Source organism: Mycobacterium sp. NAZ190054, assembly GCF_001545925.1.
Classification (GTDB): Bacteria; Actinomycetota; Actinomycetes; order Mycobacteriales; family Mycobacteriaceae; genus Mycobacterium.
Map to the genome: position 1 here is coordinate 1 of NZ_LMVQ01000536.1, position 531 is coordinate 531.

Below are 531 nucleotides of genomic sequence, written 5' to 3' on the forward strand. Positions count from 1 at the left end.
GCCCCGACCGGCAAGGCGGCGGCCCGGCTGCAGGATGCCGTGCACGACGAGGTGAGCCGGCTGGCGCCGGTCGACCAGCAGCGGCTGGCGGGCCTGCGCGCCACCACGCTGCACCGGTTGCTCGGCAGCAGGCCGGGGACCTCGTCACGGTTCCGGCACCATCGCGACAACCGGCTCCCCCACGACGTGATCGTCGTCGACGAGACCTCGATGGTGTCGTTGACGATGATGGCCCGGCTGCTGGAAGCGGTGCGCCCGGACGCCCGGCTGCTGTTCGTCGGCGACCCCGACCAGCTGGCATCCGTCGACGCCGGCGCCGTGCTCGCCGACCTGGTGGAGGGCCTGGGCAGCGCGGGCGTCGTCGAACTCAAGACCCCGCACCGGTACGGCGCGACGATCGGGTCCCTGGCCCGGGCGACACCGGGGCGAACGCACCCGAGCACTGGCTGGGTGGGCTGGCCGGACCTGACGTGCACGCCATCGCCATTCTGTTCGCCCTCGACGACGACGAACACGCGCGGTGTGTCGGTG

Annotated in this window: 1 protein-coding gene; it reads left to right on the forward strand. The window is 73.3% G+C overall.

Annotation, left to right across the window (positions count from 1 at the left end):
- Positions 1 to 531: AAA family ATPase (locus ASJ79_RS25600; RefSeq protein WP_231751039.1), on the forward strand; the 531-nt coding region annotated here is incomplete at both ends.